Origin of the sequence: Mycobacterium sp. ENV421 (assembly GCF_002887815.1) — a bacterium.
Taxonomy (GTDB): domain Bacteria; phylum Actinomycetota; class Actinomycetes; order Mycobacteriales; family Mycobacteriaceae; genus Mycobacterium.
Window position 1 is genome coordinate 18,771 of sequence record NZ_PDHO01000026.1, and the last position, 21,653, is coordinate 40,423.

General features: G+C 67.8%; 17 protein-coding genes. 9 read left to right on the forward strand and 8 right to left on the reverse strand.

The genetic code is table 11. The features are described from left to right. Positions 1–21 precede the first annotated feature (21 nt). Entirely contained in the window at positions 22–312 is a 291-nt protein-coding gene (locus CRM90_RS23270; RefSeq protein ID WP_036340684.1) for a WhiB family transcriptional regulator, read from the reverse strand. Positions 313–690: 378 nt separating this feature from the next. On the opposite strand from CRM90_RS23270, the gene CRM90_RS23275 reads away from it, so the two are divergent. The 3 genes from CRM90_RS23275 to CRM90_RS23285 all read left to right on the forward strand — a co-directional run bounded on the left by CRM90_RS23275 (position 691) and on the right by CRM90_RS23285 (position 3,463). Then, positions 691–1,500, forward strand: coding sequence for a hypothetical protein (locus tag CRM90_RS23275; RefSeq protein WP_102809302.1), 810 nt, complete (start codon positions 691–693; stop codon positions 1,498–1,500). A gap of 87 nt (positions 1,501–1,587) precedes the next feature. Then, positions 1,588–2,166 (forward strand): sigma-70 family RNA polymerase sigma factor, encoded by a 579-nt coding sequence (locus CRM90_RS23280; RefSeq protein WP_102809303.1) that lies wholly within the window; start codon positions 1,588–1,590, stop codon positions 2,164–2,166. Next, a complete protein-coding gene (locus CRM90_RS23285; protein WP_158249047.1) occupies positions 2,159–3,463 on the forward strand; it encodes an anti-sigma-D factor RsdA in 1,305 nt (434 codons plus the stop codon). The genes CRM90_RS23280 and CRM90_RS23285 overlap by 8 nt, the downstream gene beginning before the upstream one ends. Before the next feature lies 1 nt (position 3,464). Here the strand turns inward: CRM90_RS23285 and CRM90_RS23290 are convergent, their stop codons facing one another. Then, the gene (locus CRM90_RS23290) at positions 3,465–3,869 is read right to left on the reverse strand and encodes a DUF5319 domain-containing protein (protein WP_036340680.1); all 405 of its coding nucleotides are present in this window, start codon (positions 3,867–3,869) and stop codon (positions 3,465–3,467) included. A gap of 99 nt (positions 3,870–3,968) precedes the next feature. On the opposite strand from CRM90_RS23290, the gene guaB reads away from it, so the two are divergent. Together guaB and CRM90_RS23300 are read left to right on the forward strand one after the other, a co-directional pair. Then, complete coding sequence (gene guaB, locus CRM90_RS23295) at positions 3,969–5,558, forward strand: IMP dehydrogenase (RefSeq protein WP_286145655.1); 1,590 nt, start codon at positions 3,969–3,971, stop codon at positions 5,556–5,558. 19 nt (positions 5,559–5,577) lie between these two features. After that, on the forward strand, positions 5,578–6,705 hold the full coding sequence (locus tag CRM90_RS23300; RefSeq protein ID WP_102809340.1) for a GuaB3 family IMP dehydrogenase-related protein: 1,128 nt from the start codon (positions 5,578–5,580) through the stop codon (positions 6,703–6,705). A 75-nt stretch (positions 6,706–6,780) separates the two neighbouring features. Here the strand turns inward: CRM90_RS23300 and CRM90_RS23305 are convergent, their stop codons facing one another. After that, on the reverse strand, positions 6,781–7,647 hold the full coding sequence (locus CRM90_RS23305) for a type IV toxin-antitoxin system AbiEi family antitoxin (protein WP_502693307.1): 867 nt from the start codon (positions 7,645–7,647) through the stop codon (positions 6,781–6,783). Between the two features lie 194 nt (positions 7,648–7,841). Here CRM90_RS23305 and CRM90_RS23310 point away from each other — a divergent pair, with 194 nt between their 5' ends. Continuing rightward, positions 7,842–9,578 carry a GMC family oxidoreductase gene (locus CRM90_RS23310; RefSeq protein ID WP_102809306.1) on the forward strand — a complete coding sequence of 579 codons (1,737 nt, stop codon included), beginning with the start codon at positions 7,842–7,844 and terminating at the stop codon, positions 9,576–9,578. A 4-nt stretch (positions 9,579–9,582) separates the two neighbouring features. Here the strand turns inward: CRM90_RS23310 and CRM90_RS23315 are convergent, their stop codons facing one another. Then, entirely contained in the window at positions 9,583–11,937 is a 2,355-nt protein-coding gene (locus CRM90_RS23315) for a glycoside hydrolase family 65 protein (protein WP_102809307.1), read from the reverse strand. Then, entirely contained in the window at positions 11,934–12,734 is an 801-nt protein-coding gene (locus CRM90_RS23320; protein ID WP_102809308.1) for a beta-phosphoglucomutase family hydrolase, read from the reverse strand. Before CRM90_RS23320 ends, CRM90_RS23315 begins: the two co-directional genes overlap by 4 nt. A gap of 171 nt (positions 12,735–12,905) precedes the next feature. Here CRM90_RS23320 and guaA point away from each other — a divergent pair, with 171 nt between their 5' ends. Beyond that, complete coding sequence (guaA, locus tag CRM90_RS23325) at positions 12,906–14,474, forward strand: glutamine-hydrolyzing GMP synthase (RefSeq protein ID WP_102809309.1); 1,569 nt, start codon at positions 12,906–12,908, stop codon at positions 14,472–14,474. Between the two features lie 102 nt (positions 14,475–14,576). Here guaA and CRM90_RS23330 read toward each other — a convergent pair whose 3' ends face one another. Continuing rightward, the gene (locus CRM90_RS23330) at positions 14,577–15,476 is read right to left on the reverse strand and encodes a fructose bisphosphate aldolase (protein ID WP_370508840.1); all 900 of its coding nucleotides are present in this window, start codon (positions 15,474–15,476) and stop codon (positions 14,577–14,579) included. Positions 15,477–15,630: 154 nt separating this feature from the next. On the opposite strand from CRM90_RS23330, the gene imuA' reads away from it, so the two are divergent. Then, entirely contained in the window at positions 15,631–16,317 is a 687-nt protein-coding gene (gene imuA', locus CRM90_RS23335; protein ID WP_102809310.1) for a DnaE2-dependent mutagenesis accessory factor ImuA', read from the forward strand. Position 16,318: 1 nt separating this feature from the next. Further along, a complete protein-coding gene (locus CRM90_RS23340; RefSeq protein WP_102809311.1) occupies positions 16,319–17,896 on the forward strand; it encodes a DNA polymerase Y family protein in 1,578 nt (525 codons plus the stop codon). Here CRM90_RS23340 and CRM90_RS23345 read toward each other — a convergent pair. Continuing rightward, on the reverse strand, positions 17,887–18,960 hold the full coding sequence (locus CRM90_RS23345) for a nucleoside hydrolase (RefSeq protein WP_286145656.1): 1,074 nt from the start codon (positions 18,958–18,960) through the stop codon (positions 17,887–17,889). The genes CRM90_RS23340 and CRM90_RS23345 overlap by 10 nt on opposite strands. A 25-nt stretch (positions 18,961–18,985) precedes the next feature. Next, entirely contained in the window at positions 18,986–21,598 is a 2,613-nt protein-coding gene (locus CRM90_RS23350; RefSeq protein ID WP_102809312.1) for a LuxR C-terminal-related transcriptional regulator, read from the reverse strand. Positions 21,599–21,653 lie beyond the last annotated feature (55 nt).

Genomic DNA, 21,653 nt, shown 5'->3' on the forward strand with positions numbered 1-21,653 from the left:
TCTTCACACGTTTGCTGGAAATCAGGCGGTCCGGCGAATTCCGCGCTTGAGCAACAACTCGCGTTCCGCTTCGCTCAAACCTCCCCAGATGCCGTACGGTTCGGCGACAGCCAGCGCATGCGAACGGCATTGGGCAATCACCGGGCAACTCCGGCACATTTCCTTGGCGCGCATCTCACGCTGGGCGCGGGCGCGGCCACGTTCCCCGTCGGGGTGGAAGAACATCGACGAATCGACACCTCGACAGACGCCCTGCATCTGCCAATCCCAGATGTCTGCGTTCGGGCCAGGTAGCTGCTGCGGCTGTGGCATTGGAAAACCCCTCTCTCCGCACATCTTTCAATATGCGTGAGTTGTGGAACCGATCTGAGCACTGTCGCCGGTGACTACTCGTGATCACAAATTAGGGGCGCGTTGCAAAGCGCGTCAATAGCCATGCGATGTGCGCAATCACATAATCGCAGCTCGAGAATTTACATCACGTTCATCATTGCGACCCACCGTCGCCGGGCGGCGTGCTATCCGATGCACGTCGATCGTGATGGTTTCGTGATTTGCGCAGTACGGCGCCCTCCGTATCGGCAGCTGAATTCCTGGCGCTCAATAGGCAGTAAACACAGCTGTAACACAGCGACCATGAACTGTTAACTGAGATCTTCTTCGTCGGCGGTTGATAGCGTGCCGGGTCAGATGGACGTCTCCGCACTGACCGCCGCCGCCTTCGGCGACCACCCCGACTGCTGGCCGCTGCCCGCCGGGGACACACCCGAACAGCTCTGGCATCGGGCGGTCGCCGCCGCCGGCCAGGGCCGCTACAGCACTGCGCGCGCGGATCTCGCCGAACTGCGGCGTCGGGACGCCGCCGGGGCGTTCGCATCGCTGGCGTCGAGTACCGAGGCGTCGTTGCTGCGCCAACTCGGCGGGCACCGGTCGGCGGCGGGCTGGGATGGCCGCGCGCTGGCGCTGGCGCAGACCGCCGGGGATCATCCGATGGCCGCGCAGGCCTGTGCCGACGCGATCGTCGGTTTGGCCGCCGACGCTCTGGGAGTGGGCAGGCTTGCGACCTCGGCACGGCTACTCGAGCGGGCCGGCGAGCTGACGGGTGGGTCCGGGGTGCCGCGGCTGGCTGTTCGCCTGCAGTGGGTGCGCGCTGAACTGGCGATGGCCGGTGGAAGTGGCGAGGAGGCTGTGCGGCACGCGCGGCGCGGGATCGAGATTGCCGAGCAGGCATCGCCCGCCCTGCGACGGCATCGGGTCAAAAGCGATGTGGTGCTCGCCGCGGCGCTGTGCTGTGCCGGGGCGCTGGAGCCCGCCCGTACGGTGGCGGATGCGGCGTTGCGCGACACCGAGACCTACGGTCTGGTTCCGCTGCGGTGGGCGCTGGCGTGTCTGCTCATCGATATCGGTAGTGCATCGCTTACGTCACAGCAGGTCTCGGCCATCCGAGATGACTGTGCTGGCCTTATCACGCGGCGCGGCGGCCGATGGAGCCGCGGCTAACGCCCGATCGACAGGCCGGGCCGATATTGTCTAGCTGAATGGCTGCCGGGAAGCGTCCCGAACGTAACGTTGGAGATATCGCCGTCGATGACAATTCCAGGAGAACGTCTCGACGCCGCCGTTGCTGAGGCAGTGGCCGGCAGCCGGGATGCCCTCCGGGAAGTTGTGGAGACCATCCGCCCCATCGTGGTTCGTTATGTCCGGGCTCGCCTCGGGGCCACGGAGCGGGTCGGTCTCTCCGCCGACGACGTCGCTCAGGAGGTTTGCTTGGCCGCCATCCAGGCGCTGCCGCGCTACCAGGATCAGGGTCGCCCCTTCCTGGCCTTCGTGTACGGCATCGCTGCCCATAAGGTCGCCGACGCGCATCGCGCCGCGGCCCGTAACCGATCCGATCCCACCGAGGTGGTGCCGGAGCGGTTCTCGCTCGACGCAGGGCCCGAGCAGATGGCGATGCAGTCGGATTCCGCCGCGCGGATGACCAAGTTGCTGGAGATCCTGCCCGAGAAGCAGCGTGAAATCCTCATGCTGCGCATCGTGGTCGGGTTGTCCGCCGAGGAGACCGCCGACGCTGTCGGCAGCACACCCGGGGCGGTGCGCGTCGCCCAGCACCGCGCGTTGGCCAAGCTCAAGAATGAGATCACCGCGGCAGGTAACGGCTATGCCTGACTTCGGACGATCTTCCCGCAACGACGACCCGTCGCTGGACGCCATTCTGGCCAGCGAGCGGTTCATCGACGCTTTGGCGTCGGGGCATCCGGTGGCGCCGCAAGATCGGGCCGACGCCGAACTCGCCGATCTGCTGGGTGGGTGGCGCGACGAGATGCGCTGGCCGCCGGCGACCGGCTTGATCACCGAGCGTGACGCCGTCACGGCACTGCGCGCCGGGCTGGCGGAGAAGCAGAGCAGCGGACGCAGCCGGCGCGGGCTGAGCATCGTCGGTGCGGCAGCCGCCGGTGTGCTGGCCCTCGGCGGTTTCGGCGCGGTCGTGGCCGGTGCCGGACCGGGTGACGCGCTGTACGGACTGCGGTCGTGGCTGTTCGGTGCGCCCACCCAGGTGCGCGACGACCAGGTGGCTCTGGCTTCGGCCAAGGAGCAGCTCCAGCAGGTGCAGCAGTTGGTCGCCCAGGGCGACTGGCAGCAGGCCCAGGCCAAGCTGGTCGAGGTCAACAGCCAGGTGAGCGCAGTGGCTGACCAGCCGGAGAAGCAGCAGGTCCTCGAGCAGTGGAATCAGCTCTCGGCGAAGGTCGTGCAGAAGGATCCGGAGGCGACGGTGCCGCCGGGTATCACCTACACCGTTCCGGCGTCGGCGCCCGAGCTCGTCCCGGCCGTGATCACCCCGACTGATGGGCCCGAGGTGCCGCCGACCAGCGTTCCGGGTCTGCCGTCGATCACGATCTCGACGACACCCGACGGGACCGGCACGTTCGGCCCGTCGACGTCGGAGACCCCGACCTCGTCGGTCGAGCAGACTGATCCGTCGACCACCACGACGGCTCCGTCGACGACGACCGTCGCGCCGACCACGACGACACAGCCGACCACAACGGCACCCACGACGGCACCCACTACGCCGACGAGCGCGACGACGACCACGACCACGACCAGGTTGCCGACGACGACCACAACCACCACCACGCTGGCCGGTACGACGTCGAGCCCCAGTTCGGCTGCCCAGTCGCCGGCCGCGGCGACAACGACCCCGGCGGCCCCGCAATCCCCGGCCGCGGCGGCGACATCGTCGGCCGTGGTGGAGCAGTCCTCGGCGTCGGTCGCACCGTCCGTAGCGGCGACCGCGACGGCCACGGCGACGGTGCCTCAGACCATTGCGTCGATTCCGTCGACGGCCATTCAGGCCCCGCGGATGCAGTCGCCGGGTGGTGTGATGACCACCACGATGATGTTCCCGATGCCGCAGGCGCCTGCGTTACCGCAATTGCCGAAGCTGCCCAGCTTCGGCGGGTAGCTCAGCGGAAGCCGTCGTAGTCCGACGTCGCTTCGTTGAGTGAGGCGTCGGCATATCCGCGGCAGTAATCCCACGTGACGTAGGCGTCCGGCTCGGGATCGTATGCGGGCTCGTGCGGCCGGACCGTTCCGTCGACCAGCAACTGAAGTAGGTTGGCGCGCAACATATCCCAGTCGTGGTAGTGGTCTTGCTGGCATTCGTCGCAGCAGACGACCAGGCCGCGGATGCCGCGGTGCGCCAGCAGGGCCTCGTAGACAGCCAGATCTGCCAGATCGGCCTCGACCGCGGCGCGCTCCTGGGGATCCAGGGGTTGACCCGGTTCCAGCGCATCCAACGCGGCCGACGGGTCGGCGGGGTCGTCGGCGAACGGATCTGGTGGCAGGCCTGGTGGGAGGTGGTCGCGCACGGCTCCACACTACGTAACGCGGCGGGTATCGCGCCAGGGAACGTGACCGTGAGCCGATAGGATGGTGTCCACATTCCGCCACTGATGGGGGCCTCACCGATGACCATTGCCGAAGGCAGCACCGGCCGCATCGACGGCTTGACCGCGCATCTGAATGCCCTGCTGGGGGAATCGGTTCCCACCGGCGGCGACGACCCCAACAAGATCGCGATGCTGGGTCTGACGTTCGACGATGTGCTGCTGCTGCCCGCCGCCTCCGACGTGGTGCCGGCCACCGCCGACACGTCGAGCCAGCTGACCAAGAAGATTCGGCTCAAGGTGCCGCTGGTCAGCTCCGCGATGGACACCGTGACCGAGGCCCGGATGGCGATCGCGATGGCCCGCCAGGGCGGCATGGGCGTACTGCACCGCAACCTGTCCATCACCGAGCAGGCCGGACAGGTGGAGATGGTCAAGCGGTCCGAGGCCGGCATGGTGACCGACCCGGTGACGTGCTCGCCGGACAACACGCTGGCCGAAGTCGATGCGATGTGCGCCCGGTTCCGTATCTCGGGTCTGCCTGTCGTTGACTCGAAGGGCTCACTTGTTGGCATCATCACCAACCGCGACATGCGCTTCGAAGTCGACATGAACAAGCCGGTCGCCGAAGTGATGACCAAGGCTCCGCTGATCACCGCCCAAGAGGGCGTGACCGCCGACGCCGCACTGGGTCTGTTGCGGCGCAACAAGATTGAGAAGCTGCCCATTGTCGACGGGCATGGGCGGCTCACCGGTCTGATCACCGTCAAGGACTTCGTCAAGACCGAGCAGCACCCGCTGGCCACCAAGGACAGCGATGGCCGACTGCTGGTCGGCGCGGCCGTCGGCGTCGGTGACGACGCGTGGGACCGGGCGATGGCCCTGGTCGACGCCGGTGTGGACGTGCTGATCGTCGACACCGCGCACGCCCATAACCGCCGGGTGCTCGACACCGTCGGCAAGCTCAAGGCCGAGGTGGGGCATCGGGTCGAGATCGTCGGTGGCAACGTCGCGACCCGCAGCGGCGCCGCGGCTCTGGTCGAGGCCGGCGCCGACGCGGTCAAGGTCGGTGTGGGTCCGGGATCGATCTGCACCACCCGGGTGGTGGCCGGCGTCGGGGCACCACAGATCACGGCGATTCTGGAGGCCACCGCGGTGTGCAGGCCGGCCGGTGTGCCGGTGATCGCCGACGGTGGTCTGCAGTATTCGGGTGACATCGCCAAAGCGCTGGCGGCGGGCGCGTCGACGGCGATGCTGGGCTCGCTGCTGGCCGGCACCGCCGAGGCCCCCGGCGATCTGATCTTCGTCAACGGCAAGCAGTTCAAGAGCTACCGCGGCATGGGGTCGCTGGGCGCGATGCAGGGCCGGGGTGCGGCCGGATCCACCGGGCGGAGCTACTCCAAGGACCGCTACTTCCAGGACGACGTGTTGAGCGAGGACAAGCTGGTGCCGGAGGGCATCGAGGGGCGGGTGCCGTTCCGCGGTCCGCTGGCCACCGTCATCCACCAGCTCACCGGCGGCCTGCGCGCCGCCATGGGTTACACCGGCGCCTCCGGCATCGAGGGACTGCAGCAGGCGCAGTTCGTCCGGATCACCGCCGCGGGTCTCAAGGAGAGCCACCCGCACGACGTCACCATGACGGTCGAAGCCCCCAACTACTACGCCCGCTAGGGGTCAAGCTGTGCGCGACATGGTTGAAATCGGCATGGGCAGAACTGCCCGCCGCACGTACGAACTCGACGAGATCAACATCGTTCCGTCCCGGCGCACCCGGTCGTCGAAGGATGTCTCCACGGCGTGGCAGCTGGATGCCTACCGGTTCGAGATACCCGTGGTGGCCCATCCCACCGATGCGCTGGTGTCGGTGGAATTCGCCATCGAACTCGGCCGCCTCGGCGGGCTCGGGGTGCTCAACGGTGAAGGCCTGATCGGCCGCCATGCCGACGTCGAGGCCAAGATCAGGGAGGTTATCGAGGCCGCCGATAAGGAGCCCGAGCCGTCCGCGGCGATCCGCCTGCTGCAGCAGTTGCACGCCGCGCCGCTGGACCCCGAGCTGCTCGGTGCGGCGGTGTCCCGGATCCGCGACGCCGGCGTCACCACCGCGGTCCGGGTGAGCCCGCAGAACGCACAAGCACTGACGCCCGCACTCGTGCAGGCCGGCATCGACCTCCTGGTGATCCAGGGCACGATCATTTCCGCCGAGCGGGTGGCCTCCGACGGCGAACCGCTGAACCTGAAGACCTTCATCTCCGAGCTCGACATTCCCGTCGTCGCCGGCGGGGTACTGGATCACCGCACCGCGTTGCACCTGATGCGTACCGGCGCCGCCGGCGTGATCGTGGGCTACGGCTCGACGTTCGGGGTGACCACCAGCGACGAGGTGCTGGGCATCAGCGTGCCGATGGCGACGGCCATCGCCGACGCGGCCGCGGCTCGGCGGGAGTACCTCGACGAAACCGGCGGGCGCTACGTCCACGTCCTGGCCGACGGCGACATCCACACCTCGGGTGACCTCGCCAAGGCCATCGCCTGCGGCGCCGACGCGGTCGTGCTCGGCACCCCGTTGGCCGAATCCGCCGAGGCCCTCGGCGACGGCTGGTTCTGGCCGGTGGCGGCGGCGCACCCGTCGCTGCCGCGCGGCGCCCTGCTGCAGATCGCCGCGGGGGAGCGGCCGTCGCTGGACCGGGTGCTCAACGGACCCTCCGACGACCCGTTCGGTTCGCTCAACCTGGTCGGTGGCCTGCGCCGGTCGATGGCCAAGGCCGGGTATTGCGATCTCAAGGAATTCCAGAAGGTCGGCCTGACCGTCGGCCGCTGAGGCTTGTTCTCTCGCGAGCAGACACAAACTTGTACTTTTTCGCGCACAATCGCCTGAGTTTGTGTCTGCTGGCCGTTACGCGCCGAGGTGGAACGCGATGCGATTGGCGAGCCGGGCAGGTTGCTGGCGAACGTCGGCACTGACGATCGGGATCATGACCCAGCCGAGTTCCTGAATCCCAGCGAATCGCGCTCTGTCTCTGAGCATTTCATCACGCCCCGCATGCCATTCAACGCTGTCGTATTCGGCCGCCACCCGTGCGTCCGGCCACGCGAAGTCAACTCGCCAGCGTTGGCTATCGCGGCCCTCTATCTCGTACTGCAGTTCTGGCGCAGGCAATCCGTGGTCAAGCATCACCAAGCGCGCTTCGCTTTCCATTGCCGACTCGGCCCGGCCGTCGGCGACTTCGAAAAGCTCGCGTACCTTCACGATTCCGCGCCGGCCTCGTTGTTCATCTACGACGCGAGCCAGGTCGGTCGGGGTGCACCACGACGAATGCAAGGCCGCGTCAAGCGTCGCCAAAGCGCGAGGTCGTGACAGCTGCCTCGCGACCTCGACAGCTGTCCATGCTGGCGTGGTCGCCAGCCGACCCGCGATCCTCCGGATGGGTGCTCCGGTGCGCTGATGCACCATGAGGCCGACGGTTGGACGCATCCTGGTGCCGTCGTCGAGTATGTGCACCGCGCTGGTCGCTTCCGTATCGAAGCCGTACAGTGCCGCGGCGGTGCCCAGGCATGCGACGGCCTCGTGCCTCATCAGGAGATCCAGGGCAGCGAGCCGATCCCTGGTCGTCGGTTTGTGGGTCGCATAGACGCCTGACCACACGCGGATGAGCTTGCCCCGCTGTATCTGCGTGTCGAGTTGCTGCCTGCTCATCACGCTGAGCAACTGCGCCGTTGTAGCCAGGCTGGCAGGTGGAACCATATGGCGGACGTCGGGCATGGTCGGCATCGTGGTGCGCGAAGCGCAGCTGAGGCAGTCACGCGTTCGTTGGCCTGGGGATAACCCGCCCCTGTACGCGCGAGCAGACACAAACTCTGGCATCTCGCCTCGAAATCGCCCGAGTTTGTGTCTGTTCGCTGACTTAGGCGCACCTCGCTAGCTTGTTACCCGCCGGTAAGTTCATACTGGTTTGTATGGCGCCGGATTTCGACATTCTCATCATCGGCTCGGGTTTTGGCGGCAGCGTCAGCGCGCTGCGCCTCACCGAGAAGGGCTACAAGGTCGGCGTTCTGGAAGCGGGCCGCCGCTACGCCGACCATGAGTTCGCCAAGACCTCCTGGCGACTGCGGGAATTCCTGTGGGCGCCGCGGCTCGGTTGCTACGGCATCCAACGCATCCACCTGTTGCGCAACGTGATGATCCTGGCCGGCGCGGGCGTCGGCGGCGGATCGCTCAACTACGCCAACACCCTGTACGTGCCGCCGGACCCGTTCTTCAACGACCCGCAGTGGAAGCACATCACCGACTGGCGCGCCGAATTGATGCCGCACTACGACCAGGCCCAGCGGATGCTGGGCGTCGTCAAGAACCCGACCTTCACCGACGCCGACCGCATCATGAAGGAAGTGGCCGACGAGATGGGGGTCGGCGACACGTTCACCCCCACCCCGGTCGGGGTGTTCTTCGGGGTCGACGGCGAGAAGACCCCCGGTAAGACCGTGCCCGACCCGTACTTCGGTGGTGTCGGGCCGGCGCGCACCGGGTGCATCGAATGCGGCGAATGCATGACCGGCTGCCGCCACGGCGCCAAGAACACTCTGGTCAAGAATTACCTCGGGTTGGCGGAAAAGGCTGGCGCCCAGGTCTTCCCGATGACCACCGTCACCGGATTCGCTCAGCGGCCCGACGGGGTTTGGGAGATCAAGACCGTGCGTACCGGGCGGGTGGCGCGCAAGGGCCGCCGCACGTTCACCGCCAACCAGGTCATCCTGGCGGCTGGCACCTGGGGGACCCAGAAGCTGCTGTTCAAGATGCGCGACACCGGCACGCTGCCCAAGCTGTCGGACAAGCTCGGGGTGCTGACCCGGACCAACTCCGAATCGATCGTCGGCGCAGGACGTTTGGAGGCCCGGCCCGACCTCGACCTCACCCACGGGGTGGCGATCACGTCCTCGATACATCCCAGCCCGGACACCCACGTCGAGCCGTGCCGGTACGGCAAGGGCTCCAATGCGATGGGCCTGCTGCAGACCTTGATGACCGACGGGCCGGGACCCGAGGGCAGCGACGTGCCGCGCTGGAAGCAGTTGCTCGACAACGCCGCCGAGGACCCGAAGGGCATGATCCGGATGCTCAGCCCGCGCCGCTGGAGTGAGCGCACCATGATCTCGTTGGTCATGCAGCACCTGGACAATTCGATCACCACCTACACCAAGCGCGGTGCGTTCGGCAGACGGCGGATGACCAGCAAGCAGGGTCACGGCGAACCCAACCCGACCTGGATTCCGGTGGGCAACAAGGTGACTCGCCGTGTCGCGGAGAAGATCGACGGAGTGGCCGGCGGCACCTGGGGCGAATTGTTCAACATTCCGCTGACTGCACACTTCCTCGGCGGTGCGGCAATCAGCGAGAGCCCCGAGAACGGCGTCATCGACCCCTATCAGCGGGTGTACAACTACCCGACGCTGCACGTCATGGACGGCGCCTCGGTGTCGGCCAACCTCGGCGTCAATCCGTCGCTGTCCATCACCGCCCAGGCCGAGCGGGCAACGTCGTTGTGGCCCAACAAGGGTGAAGAGGATCTGCGCCCCGCGCAGGGACAGCCCTATCGGCGCCTCGCGCCGATCGCGCCCAAGAATCCGGTGGTGCCGACCCACGCGCCCGGCGGTCTGCGCAACCTGCCGATCGAGCCGATCAACACCGGGGCGTAGCGGCTCACTCCGCAATGTGCCGGCGCGGCGCCCGGCCCGGCGGTTGCTCGGGAGTGGGAAGCAGGGCGCGACGGGTCCGCAGCGGCACGGTGGTCGTGTTGCGGGTGTTCAACGTCAGCTCGTCGCCGGCGTGCCGGATGGTGAGCTGCCCGTCGGGCCCGTCGCGCAGCGTGTAGGTGACCTCGTCGTGGCTGATATCGGCGGTGAGCCGGTACTTGCGCCAGTGCAACCCGAACTTCAGTCGGGAGATCTCCTCGGGCAGTGCAGGATCCAGCGACAAGATGTGTTCGTCGTCGCGAAGACCGCCGAATCCGGCGACCAGCGCCGTCCAGGTTCCGGCCAGTGAGGCCATGTGCAGACCGTCGCGGGTGTTGCGGTGCAGATCGCGAAGATCGATCAGCGCCGCTTCCTGCGTGTAATCGTGGGCCAGCTCCAGGTGCCCGACATCGGCGCACATGACGGCTTGGGTGCTGGCCGACAGTGACGAGTCGCGCACCGTGCGCCGCTCGTAATAGTCGACATTGCGGGCCTTCTGCGCATCGGTGAACGCATGGCTCTGCCACTGCATGGCCAGCACGAGGTCGGCCTGCTTGATCACCTGGGAGGGGTAGAGCCGGACGTACGGTTGATGCAGCAGCAGCGGATAGACGGTGTCGTCGGTGAAGTTCCATTCCCGCAGCCGGGTGAAACCCTCGCATTGCTGGTGTACGCCGAGCTGGTCGTCGTACGGGATATGGGCGTTGTCGGCGGCATTGCGCCATGCCGCCGTCTCCTCGGTGCTGACGCCCATTTCGTATGCGGTTTCGGCATTGCGGTTGCAGGCGTCGGCGGCGGTCCGAAGGTTATGTGCGGCCATGAGATTGGTGAACACGTTGTCGCGCACCACGGCGGTGTACTCATCGGGTCCGGTCACGCCGTCGAGATGCCAGACACCGTCGCGATCGTGGTGTCCCAGCGACATCCACAAGCGGGCGGTCTCGACGAGAACCGCCAGTCCACAATCCTTTTCCAGGGAGTGGTCCCCGGTGACCGTCCGATACCGTTCGAACGCCATGGCGATGTCGGCGTTCACGTGCCACGCTGCGGTACCCGCCGGCCAGTAGGCCGAACACTCCTCCCCGCGAATCGTCCGCCACGGGAACGCCGCGCCCCGAAGGTCGAGCTGCTCGGCACGCTTCTTGGCCAGACCCAGGATCGAGGAACGCCAGCGCAGCGCGTCGGCGGCCGCCTCCGGCTTGGTGTAGGTCAGTACGGGGAGCACGAAACCTTCCGTGTCCCAGAACGCGTGGCCGTCGTAGCCCGGTCCGGTCAGACCCTTGCCGGGGATCGCCCGTCGTTCGGCACGGGCGCTGGCCTGGATCACATGGAACAGACCGAACCGCACCGCCTGCTGAACGTCCGGATCGCCCTCGACCTCGACGTCGGCGCAGTCCCAGAACTCGTCGAGATAGTCCCGCTGCGTCTGCACCAGACCCTCCCAGCCGGTATAGCGCGCTCCGGCCAGTGCGCCGGCCACCTGGTCGCGCAGCGCGGGGCGAGACCGCAGACTCGACCAGCCGTAGGCCAGGAACTTCACGATCCGCAGCTTCTGGCCGGGTCGGAGCCCGCAGATGACGGTGGTGCGGGCGATGTCCTGGTGCGCGATGGCGTCGATCTCCACCCGGCCGGGGACCTCGACCAGATGATCCATCGCGGCAGCCATCATCAGCTTGCTCGCTTTGGTGCGGTGCACCAGCAGCGACCCCTCTTCGGAGACCTCGTGCTGGATCGCCTCCAACGGATGCTTCAGTACCGCCGACACCCGCGGATCGCCGGATTGCTCCGGTTGGTCCTCGTTGGCCACCAGCTCGGATTGCACAGTGACACGGGTGAATTCGTCGAGCGCCTCGACCACGTACTCGATCGCCGCCACCGAGCGCTGGACCAGCGACACCAGTCGCGTCGACACGATTCGGATCTGCTTGCCCGCCGGTGATCGCCACAGCACGCGGCGAGTCAGCGTTCCCGCGCGCAGATCGAGGATTCGCTCGTGCTCGTCGAGGTCGCCGTATCGCACATCGAGGGGCTCGTCGTCGACGAGGAGTCGCAGAATCTTGCCGTTGGTGACGTCGACGATCGTCTGGCCATCCTCGGGGTAACCGAAGCCGGATTCGGCGTAAGGCAGCGGCCGGGTCTCGTAGAAGGAGTTCAGATAGGTCCCCGGGATCCCGAATGGTTCACCTTCGTCGAGATTGCCGCGAAAGCCGATGTGCCCGTTCGACAATGCGAACAGTGACTCCGATTGTGCCAATTGATCGAGATCCAGATGGGTTTCCCGCACCTGCCAGGGCTCGATGGGAAACGCTTCGCCACTGATCATTTGGAGTCGAGCAACTCTGCGAGATCGGTGACGACGATGTCGGCGCCGTTGCGCCGCAACGCATCAGCCTGTCCCAAACGATCGACGCCGACGACGAACCCGAAGTTCCCGGCCCGGCCGGCCGCGACACCGGCCTGGGCGTCCTCGAACACCGCAGCGTTCGCCGGCTTGACGTCGAGAAGCTCGGCGCCGCGCAGGAACGAATCGGGCGCGGGCTTGCCGCGCAGGTTCTCGTCACGGATCGTGACTCCGTCGACCCGCTGCTGGACAAAACGGTCCAGGCCGGTGATCCGGAGGACCTGTTCGGTGTTGGCGCTGGAGGACACCACCGCCGCGGGAATTCCCGCGGCATGCACGGCCTCGAGGTAGCGCCGCGAGCCGTCGAACACCTCCACACCCTGCTTCTGCAGGATCTGCTGGAACAACGCGTTCTTGCGGTTGCCCAGCCCGTTGACCGTCTCGGCGGTGGACGGGTCGGACTCGTCGCCGTCGGGCAGATCGATGTTGCGACTCGCCAAGAATGAGCGCACACCGTCCTGGCGTTTCTTGCCGTCGATGTAGGTGCGGTAGTCCTGCGCAGGGTCGAATGGCACGAACGCGGTGTGCGCGCGTTGCGCGCGTCGTTCGAGGTAGCTGTCGAACATCGACTTCCAGGCGCGGGTGTGCACCCGGGCTGTGTCGGTCAAGACGCCGTCGAGGTCGAACAAGCAAGCATGTACCTCGTCTGGCAGTCCCAGCACCCGCGGTCTCCTTTGTCGATCCCCCCGCTGTCCATTCCCGTTCTTACCCGAGAACATTCCTGGTCCGGCGCAAAGCTGCTAGAAGTGGCGCCGCCGGTGCTGGGCCCGGTTGCCGCGGCGCCGACCCGGCCGGGCGGCCCCAGTGGTCCTGTGACCTGGGCCCTCGCCGGCCGAACGCCACCTGCGCCTGCCGGGGGGTCGGGCCGTCCGGCGCACTAGACTCTATGCGTGACATCCCCCTCGCCTCGTCCTGTGTTGGTGATCGATTTCGGCGCGCAGTACGCCCAGCTGATCGCCCGTCGGGTCCGGGAAGCCCGGGTCTTCTCCGAGGTCATCCCGCACACCACGACCGTCGAAGAGATCAAGGCCAAGGATCCACAGGCCATCGTGCTCTCCGGCGGACCGGCCAGCGTGTATGCCGACGGCGCCCCGCAACTCGATCCGGCTGTCTTCGACCTCGATGTGCCGGTGTTCGGGATCTGCTACGGCTTTCAGGCCATGGCCCAGGTGCTCGGCGGCACCGTCGCTCACACCGGCACCAGTGAGTACGGTCGCACCGAAATGGAAGTGCTTGGCGGGGAGCTGCATTCGGGTCTGCCCGGTTCACAGCCGGTGTGGATGAGCCACGGCGACGCCGTCACCTCGGCGCCGGAGGGGTTCGAGGTGGTGGCCGCCAGCTCCGGTGCCCCCGTCGCCGCCTTCGAGGACCGTGCCCGTCGGCTGGCCGGGGTGCAATACCACCCGGAAGTCATGCACACTCCGCACGGGCAGCAGGTGCTCAGCCGGTTCCTGCACGAGTTCGCCGGCATCGGTGCGAGCTGGACTCCGGCCAACATCGCCGAGAGCCTGATCGAGCAGGTGCGCGAGCAGATCGGCGACGGCAAGGCCATCTGCGGGCTGTCCGGCGGTGTCGATTCCGCGGTGGCCGCCGCACTGGTGCAACGCGCCATCGGCGACCGGCTGACGTGCGTGTTCGTCGACCATGGATTGCTGCGTTCCGGTGAACGCGAGCAGGTGCAAAGGGATTTCGTGGCCGCCACCGGCGCCCGCCTGGTGACCGTGGATGCCGAGGGACGGTTCCTGCAGGCGTTGGCGGGTGTGCATGACCCGGAAGGCAAGCGCAAGATCATCGGCCGGGAGTTCATCCGAGCGTTCGAGGGTTCGGTGCGAGACCTGCTCGCCGAGAACGACTCCGACGGTCATCCGGTGGAATTCCTGGTGCAGGGCACGCTGTATCCCGACGTCGTCGAGTCCGGTGGCGGAACGGGAACGGCAAACATCAAGAGCCACCACAATGTTGGCGGCCTGCCCGCCGACCTGAAGTTCAAGCTCGTCGAGCCGTTGCGGCTGCTGTTCAAGGACGAGGTGCGGGCGGTGGGGCGCGAGCTCGGCCTGCCGGAGGACATCGTTGGCCGCCAACCCTTCCCGGGTCCCGGGCTGGGTATCCGGATCGTCGGTGAGGTGACGGCGGCCCGGCTGGACACCCTGCGCCGGGCCGACCTGATCGCCCGCGAGGAGCTGACGTCGGCCGGTCTGGACCGCCAGATCTGGCAGTGTCCGGTGGTGCTGCTGGCCGATGTCCACTCGGTCGGCGTGCAGGGCGACGGACGTACCTACGGTCATCCGATCGTGCTGCGGCCGGTGTCCAGCGAGGACGCGATGACCGCGGACTGGACGCGGGTGCCCTATGAGGTGCTGGAACGCATCTCGACGCGCATCACCAACGAGGTGCCTGAGGTGAACCGGGTGGTGCTCGATGTGACGAGCAAGCCTCCCGGCACCATCGAATGGGAGTGATTCAGCCTCGGCATCGCCGCATTTCATGACCCGACAGTGAAATAGCGCCGAGTGCGATCTTCGGCCGGGGCCGTCGCTCTCAGCGCTATCTCAACGTGAAATCTAAGTCGCTGAGGCGGCGGCGATTTCGGCGATCGCCTCATCCAGGGTCTTGTCGAATTCGTCGTCGCTCTGCTGTGCGGTCAGCCCCTCGGTCAGTGCCCGGGAGAAGCTGGCGATGACACCGTGGTTGCGGGCCAGGCGCTCGCAGGCATCGGTGCGGTTGTAGCCGCCGGACAGTGCGACAACCCGCATCACCTTGGGGTGCTCGACCAGCTCGTGGTAGAGATCGTCGGTGTCGGGCAGGGTGAGCTTGAGCATCACCTGCTGATCGTCACCGAGGGCACCGAGGTGGCTGATGATCGCGGACTTGAGCTGCTTTTCGGCCGCAGCCTTTTCCGGGCTGTGGATGTCGACCTCGGGTTCGATGATCGGCACGAGTCCGGCGCCGAGGATCTGGTGAGCGATCGCGAACTGCTGCTCGACCACCGCGTCCAGGCCACCGCCGGGCAGCTTGATGACCGAGCGCATCTTGGTGCCGAAGATGCCCTTGTCCTTCGCGCGGGAGAGCAGCGCGTCCAGGCCGTCGATGGGCTTCATCACCTGAGCACCGTCTTCTTCGGCGGCCAGACCCTTGTCGACCTTGAGGATCGGCACGACGTTTTTGACGTTCCACAGATAGTCGGCGGTGGGGCGGCCGTCGACCTCGCGGTCCATCGTCATCTCGAACAGGATGGCCGCGATGATCCGGTCGCCGTTGAAGCTCGGGCTGGTGATGATCCGGGTGCGCATCTCGTGCACGAGGTCGAACATCTGCTCGTCACCGGAGTAGGCGTCTTCGGCGATGCCATAGAGCTTGAGCGCCTTGGGGGTGCTACCGCCGCTCTGGTCGAGCGCGGCGATGAAGCCGGCTCCGTTGGCCACCTTGTCGGCTTGTTCGCGGTTGATCGTCATGCCCTGCATCGTGCCAGGTGCGATTTCGGCCGCGTCACCACCGTCGGCTTGGGTGCACAGCCGGGAGATTTCCGCCTTGACGCTGTCGGTGGGTAGGTGTTTACTCGGACTATCGAACATACATTCGAACACAGTGAATCGGGATTGCGGTTGGAGGTGGCCGATGACGGCGGCGATTGCCCTGGATAAACGTCAGCTCAACCGTGCTGAGCAGCTAGAACAACTGCGACGCAAGATGGCGGCGGTATCCGGGAAGGTGGGCGTCACCCGACCTGTTACGGATGTGGCGGATGAGGTCATTCCTACCTCTGAAAGTTTGCTGCCGGTCCCCGAATCGCTGGCCGAACAGCTGCCGGCGGGGTTGCCGCGCGGCGCTGTCGCAGTGGCGTCGGGAGCGCTCTCGCTTCCGGTGAGTGTGGCGGCGGCGGTCACGGCAGGCGGGGGACATGTGGCCGTCGTCGGACTGCCGGATTTCGGTCTGCTGGCCGCGGTGGAGATGGGTGCGGATCTGAGCAGGCTGGCGATGATCCCGGACCCCGGCACCGACCCCGTCGAGGTTGCCGCGGTGTTGATGGACGGGATGGATCTGGTTGTGCTCGGGCTGGCCGGCCGGACGGTGACCGCCACCCGGGCGCGGGCGGTGGTGGCCCGGGCTCGCCAGAAAGGTTGCACTCTGCTGGTTGCCCGGGGGGACTGGCAAGGCGCGACGATGCGTCTTGACGCGCGGGTGCGCGGTTATGAGATCACCGCGGGTCGTGGCGATGCCCCGGTGTCAGGCTGTGGCCGTATCAGTCGGGTACGGCTGTCGGTCAGGGCGCACGGTCGCGCCGCCCGGTCCAGGGTGAGCTGACATGACCGGCCGGGTGCTGGCGATCTGGTGCATGGATTGGCCGGCGGTCGCCGCGGCCGCGGCGGCCGGACTGCCGGCGACGGCCCCGGTCGCGGTCACCCTGGCCAACCGGGTCATCGCCTGCTCGGCCGCCGCCCGCGCCGCCGGGGTGCGTCGCACCTTGCGCCGGCGCGAGGCGCAAGCCCGCTGCCCGCAGCTGCACGTGGTCACCGCCGACCCGGCCCGCGACGCCCGCTACTTCGAAGGGGTGACGGCGGCGGTCGACGAGGTGGTACCCCGCGCCGAGGTGCTGCGGCCGGGACTGCTGGTGTTGGGAGTTCGCGGCGCGGCCCGCTACTTCGGCTCCGAACCCGCTGCCGCTGAGCGCTTGGTCGACGCCGTTGCCGCGGCCGGTGCCGAATGTCAGGTGGGGATCGCCGATCAGCTTCCGACGGCGGTCTTCGCGGCCCGCGCAGGTAGGGTGCTCGAGCCCGGCGGGGATGCCAGATTCCTCTCGGCGCTGTCCATCCGTCAGCTGTCCGGCGAGCCCAGCCTGTCCGGTCCCGGCCGGGAGGAACTGGCTGACCTGTTGTGGCGCATGGGTATTCGCAACCTCGGTCAGTTCGCGGAATTGTCGCGCAGCGATGTCGCTTCCCGGTTCGGGGCCGACGGGGTGGCCGCGCACCGCTTCGCCCGCGGAGAACCGGTACGCGGGCCGTCCGGCCGTGAGCCGGCTGCCGACCTGGATGCGGTACTGAATTGCGACCCGCCGGTCGACCGGGTTGACGCAGCGGCATTCGCCGGGCGGACGCTGGCCGGCGCTCTGCATCGCAGCCTGGAGGCGGCCGGTGTGGGATGCACCAGGCTGGCCATCCATGCCGTCACGGCGAATGGCGGTGAGCTGACCCGGGTATGGCGCTGCGCCGAACCGCTGACCGAGGATGCCACCGCCGATCGGGTGCGCTGGCAGCTCGACGGCTGGCTCAACAAGCGCAGACCCGACGATCGCCCGAACTCGCCGGTGACGATGCTGCGGCTGCAGCCGGTGGAAGTTGTTTCCGCGGAAGCGCTTCAGTTGCCGCTGTGGGGCGGCGTTGGAGAAGAGGATCGGCTGCGGGCACGCCGGGCGCTGGTGCGGGTGCAGGGCTTACTGGGGCAGGAAGCCGTTCAACTCCCGGTGTTGTCCGGTGGCCGTGGTCCCGCCGAGCGCATCACGTTGACCCCGCTCGGTGACGAGCTGGTGCCCAGGGCCGCCCCCGACCGGCCGTGGCCCGGCCGGCTCCCTGAGCCCGCGCCGGTGGTGATCCTGGATGATCCGGTGGAATTGCTTGATGCCCAGGGCAATCCGGTCCGGGTCACCGGCCGCGGGATGTTCACGGCCGAGCCCGCGCGATTGGACGGTGCGGGCCACCACTACCAGGGTGCACTGAGCTGGTGGGCCGGGCCGTGGTCGGTGGACGAACGGTGGTGGGACAACAGCCACCAGTCCAGGGCCGGCCGCACGGCACGCGCTCAGGTGCTGGTGGACGGCCAACCCGGTGTCGCGCTGCTGCTGTGTTACCGGCAGCGCCGGTGGTATCTGGAGGGGGTCTACGAATGAGTCAGCCGCCGCGCGAACGGGCCCACCCGCTCGATGAACCGGTCGAAGAACGCCTCGGGATCGACCCCGACGCCGACGTGCGCGTTGGGTTCCCTGCCCCACCGCCGGCTCCAGTCCGCGATCGTCATGCCGCGGGTCAGCGTTCCGGTGAGCTCTACATCCACGGTCGTCGCGCGGGTTTGGATCAGCCCGGGATCGAGTGCCACCGCCGCCGCCAGTGGGTCGTGCAGATGCGCCAGATAGCCCTCGCCCTGGTCGAAGTGGAACTCGAAATAGAACCGCATCGCATCCTCGAGCGCGCGGATCACGTGGTTCTCGGCCGTCGACCGGGTGCCCCGCGCGTCAAGCACACTCATCGCGGTGGTGGCGGTGTCCGCCGCGGCGGCAAGGCGGCTCAGGATCTTCGGTGTCAGCGCGATGTTCTCGGTCAGGTTCAACCCGCACACGATCGGAAGCTGATGCGGGGCAATCGTATCGGCATCCGCGGCCCGCCCCCACGCATCGAACACCTCGGCCGCGGCCTCCGGGTCGACGCTGATGTTCCACTCGGCAACCGGCGTGGTGTTGCCGCGGTAGTCGAACGACCCGCCCATGATCACCAGCCGGCGCAACAGCGACGGAAGGTTCGGTTCATCACGCACCGCCAGTGCGAGGTTTGTCATCGGCCCGGTGACCAGACCGATGAGCTCCCCGGGTAGGGCATGGGCGGCGCGGACCCAGGCTTCGGCCGAGTCATAGCTGGTGAGTTCGCGTTGATGCAGGGGCAGTTCGGCATAGCCCAACCCGGCTGGGCCATGAGTGTCCTCGGCGGTGCGCAGCGCGGTGCTCAGCGGTTGGTCCGCGCCCCGGGACACCGGGATCTCGGGTGCTCCGCACAGCTCGAGTAACCCGAGGTTGTTGCGGCACACCTGATCCACGTCGACATTGCCACCGGTGGAGGCGATCCCGACGAGGTCGGCATCGGCGCTTGCCAGCAGGTACACCAGTGCCATCGCGTCGTCGACGCCGGTGTCCACATCGGCGAAAACGGGCAGGGCCGTAGGCTGGTCATCCCCGACGCTCACCGCGGTAACGATACCTGCCCGGGCATCAACTCAGCGGATCGCGCGTACCGCGTGGTCGGATGATGGCGGCCAGCCCATCACGATCGGACACACCGAGTTTCAGGCATGCCCGGTACACGTGTCCCTCCACGGTGCGTACCGAAACTGACAGCCGCTTGGCGATTTCGCGGTTCGACAGCCCGGCCGCAACCAACTCGGCGACCTCGAGTTCACGCGCGGTCACCGGCAGCGGCCGCGCCGCGGCCCGAATCGCGGGGGATGAGGCGCCACCGCACAGGGCGACCAAACGCATTGCCCGCGTTACAGATTCGATCTCCCTGCGGCGGTCATGGCGCTGCTTATGGCTCGCGGCCGCCTGCGCGGCGGCGTCGGCGGCCGACAGCAGCAGTCCGGCGCGTTCGAACTCGACGCTCACCGCGTCCAGCGCGTCGCCGTCGGAGTCCGCCACCGCTGCGGCGTGACGGGCATACAGCTGCGGCAGTGGACCATCGACACCCGCCACCAGCGACTGCAGCCGATTCGCGAGCCTGCGGTCGCCGAAACGGGCCGCGTCGTGCAATGCCTCGGCCTCCACCGCCAGCTGCCCGCTGCGGTGTGCGGCGTCGGCGGCCGCGCGGGCCAGTTCGATGGCGCGCCGCCCCCCGCCCCGGGCCGCGGCGATCCACGCCTTGGTGACCATCACCTGAGGGTCGAACAGTGCGACCGAGGGGCCGACGTGCTCGGCGGCCTCGGCCAGCACCCGCTCGGCGTCATCGGCGCTGCCCAGGCCGGCATAGGCGCGGGCCAGCAACAGCCGGCCGGGCAACCGCCACGGCAGCGAGTTCTCCGCGTTGAACGCCGCCATCGCCTGCTCGAGCGTCGGAATCGCGTCGGCGAACCGACCCCGGTAGGTCGCCACCAAACCGGACATCGTCTTGGCGATCGCCCAGCCGAGAAACTCTCCTGACGAGGAGAACTCGGCGTAGTTCGCGGCCTGTGTTTCGGCTTTGTCGAGTTCGCCGGTGTGCACCAGCGCCAGCACCTCGCCATATCGGGCGAGCATCCGGATCAGACCATCGGTCGACTTCTGGGTGTCGAAGCAGCGCGCCATGATCGCGGTGAACTCATCGCCGCGTCCGGCCAGCGGCATCGCCATCCCGGCCGCGAAGGCGGCGGTCTCGACCGCCTGTTCGGGAGCCACCGGATCGGATAGCACCGCCTCGGCTTTGGCCAGACCTTCGGGCAGCTTGTTCTCGAAGATCGTGAACGCGGCGTCGGCCGCGTCGACCATCGGCCGCAGGACCGGATGGGTGACCCGGCTCCGCAGCAACTCCATCACCTCGTAGGCGCGCGCGACCTCACCGAGTGACCAGAACACGATCGAGGCCCGCGGAACGCCCCACAGCAGCAGCTGACCCTCGTCGAGGTCGTCGGGGTCGAACCGGGCCAAGATCTCGTCGGCCTCGGCCGGCCGGCCCTGCCACATCAGCGCCCGTGACAGCAGGTGCGCCGGTCGCATCCCACCTTCGCGTTCGAATGCGGTGCGGGCCAACCGTTCTCCCAGCGGTGCGTTGGCCAGCGACACAGCGTCCTTGGCCGCGGCGACCAACAGCCCGGTGTCGGCGGTCTGGTCGCTGTCCAGATAGAGCTCCGCGAGCCTGATCCGCCCGGCCACCGATGTCGGCTTCCGCCGGTTGAGCGCGGTGACGATCCGGCCGCGCAGTATCCGCGCCGATGCCGTTCCGATCTGCCGCCGTATGACATCTCCGTAGAGCGGATGGCTGATGCGTGCGGCCAGCGTCGGGCCGTCCCGGTCGATCCGGATCAGCTGGGCCTTTTCGGCGGCGTCGATCGCCTGCTCCCCGGCCAGTTCCACCAGGGCGTCGAGGTCCAGCGGCTCGCACAGCGACAGCAGTCGCAGCGCGGTCACCGCATCGGGGTCGGCATGGTCGAAGCGCCTTTCCAACAGGGTCGCGAGACCGGACGACACCGTCGTCGCCCCGCGCAGCTGCCAGACGCCCTTGACCTCGCTCAGGGTGCCGGCCTCCAGCGCCGCCTCCACCATGTGCCGCAGGAACAGCGGGTTACCGCCCGACTGTGACCAGATGACGTTGGCGCTGAGCTCCTCCAGGGTGCCGCCGAGCACCGACTCGACCAGGGCGATGCACTCCTCCCGGCTGAACGGCTCCAGGTCGATACGGTGCAGGTAGCCGTCTTTCCACAGCGTCATCACCGAATCGGGGACGGGTTCCCCGCTGCGGACCGTCGCGACGATCGACCCGGTGCGTTCGACGGCGATCTGGTGCAGCAGCGTGGCCGACAGCTGGTCGAGTAGGTGCGCGTCGTCCACACCAATCACCGTTGGACCGTCGGCCAGCAGGGACTGGCGTGCCGAGACCAGGAGCTCGATCGGATCCCGCGCTTCGGTGGGCGTGACCCACTGCGCGAACGCGCCCAGCGGGATGCTGCTCGACGATGTGGTGCAGGCGGCCCATCGGGCGCGGCCCGGCAGGGCGGAGGTGACCGACCGGGCCAACGTCGTCTTGCCGACCCCGGCCGCGCCGGTGATCACCACCCCGGAAGCTTCGCTGTCTGCCAGCGCGGCCCTGATGACCTCGTGCTTGGCCGGCCGCTCCAATAGCTGCCAGCCCGTCCCCATGCGGTCAGCCTAAGTGCCCACCGGGTCCGCCGTTGGATTGTCGCTATGAACTGAC

Coding starts and splice junctions, on each gene's coding strand:
- imuA' (WP_102809310.1), top strand. CDS start 15,631: ATGACGGCGGCGATTGCCCTGGATAAACGTCAGCTCAACCGTGCTGAG.
- CRM90_RS23320 (WP_102809308.1), bottom strand. CDS start 12,734: ATGTTCTCGGGTAAGAACGGGAATGGACAGCGGGGGGATCGACAAAGG.
- CRM90_RS23330 (WP_370508840.1), bottom strand. CDS start 15,476: ATGCAGGGCATGACGATCAACCGCGAACAAGCCGACAAGGTGGCCAAC.
- CRM90_RS23315 (WP_102809307.1), bottom strand. CDS start 11,937: ATGATCAGTGGCGAAGCGTTTCCCATCGAGCCCTGGCAGGTGCGGGAA.
- CRM90_RS23270 (WP_036340684.1), bottom strand. CDS start 312: ATGCCACAGCCGCAGCAGCTACCTGGCCCGAACGCAGACATCTGGGAT.
- CRM90_RS23300 (WP_102809340.1), top strand. CDS start 5,578: ATGGTTGAAATCGGCATGGGCAGAACTGCCCGCCGCACGTACGAACTC.
- CRM90_RS23350 (WP_102809312.1), bottom strand. CDS start 21,598: ATGGGGACGGGCTGGCAGCTATTGGAGCGGCCGGCCAAGCACGAGGTC.
- CRM90_RS23275 (WP_102809302.1), top strand. CDS start 691: ATGGACGTCTCCGCACTGACCGCCGCCGCCTTCGGCGACCACCCCGAC.
- CRM90_RS23285 (WP_158249047.1), top strand. CDS start 2,159: ATGCCTGACTTCGGACGATCTTCCCGCAACGACGACCCGTCGCTGGAC.
- CRM90_RS23340 (WP_102809311.1), top strand. CDS start 16,319: ATGACCGGCCGGGTGCTGGCGATCTGGTGCATGGATTGGCCGGCGGTC.
- CRM90_RS23310 (WP_102809306.1), top strand. CDS start 7,842: ATGGCGCCGGATTTCGACATTCTCATCATCGGCTCGGGTTTTGGCGGC.
- CRM90_RS23280 (WP_102809303.1), top strand. CDS start 1,588: ATGACAATTCCAGGAGAACGTCTCGACGCCGCCGTTGCTGAGGCAGTG.
- guaB (WP_286145655.1), top strand. CDS start 3,969: ATGACCATTGCCGAAGGCAGCACCGGCCGCATCGACGGCTTGACCGCG.
- CRM90_RS23305 (WP_502693307.1), bottom strand. CDS start 7,647: ATGCCCGACGTCCGCCATATGGTTCCACCTGCCAGCCTGGCTACAACG.